Source organism: Corallococcus praedator (genome assembly GCF_003612125.1).
GTDB lineage: Bacteria > Myxococcota > Myxococcia > Myxococcales > Myxococcaceae > Corallococcus > Corallococcus praedator.
Map to the genome: position 1 here is coordinate 1 of NZ_RAWI01001090.1, position 436 is coordinate 436.

The following is a 436-nucleotide window of genomic DNA, read 5'->3' on the forward strand; positions in this document are numbered from 1 at the left end:
ATGTAGCGCGGCTGGGCTGGGTTATACGGAGCTTCGAGGCGATCGATCGATAAAATTTTGACGGATTCGGGCAGAACGGGCACATCGGGATCGAAGGCAGTCGATCGAACCAGTGAGCTAGAGAACCCCTTGAAAACTGCGATCTGGTCAAGTTCTCCCTCAATTTCGGCATTGACCAGCAGCACTTCGTTCGGGCGCTTGAGCGTGTATTGTTCGAGCCGTTGGGCGATCGAGAGCATGTGTTACTCCTACTGCTCCAAGGCCGATCGTCCCTGCTTGCCCAGTCGAAACAGCACAAAATATAGGAAGCACAGCACATAAACGCCCAGCGCCAAAATTCCCAAAAAGCCGAGAAATTGCGGCGTCGATCCGCCGTGAAAGAACTGCCTGTACAAAATCGGCGGCTCTGCCCAAACTTGACAGAATGGTGTGTCAA

At 53.2% G+C, this 436-nt stretch carries 2 protein-coding genes; both read right to left on the reverse strand.

All coding sequences use genetic code 11. The features are described 5' to 3' along the window. Nucleotides 1-239, reverse strand: a 239-nt coding sequence (locus D7Y13_RS43140; protein ID WP_120631127.1) for a DUF7734 family protein, incomplete at its 3' end; no start/stop codon positions are given. Nucleotides 240-248: 9 nt separating this feature from the next. After that, nucleotides 249-436, reverse strand: a 188-nt coding sequence (locus D7Y13_RS43145) for a DUF3177 family protein (RefSeq protein WP_120631128.1), incomplete at its 5' end; no start/stop codon positions are given.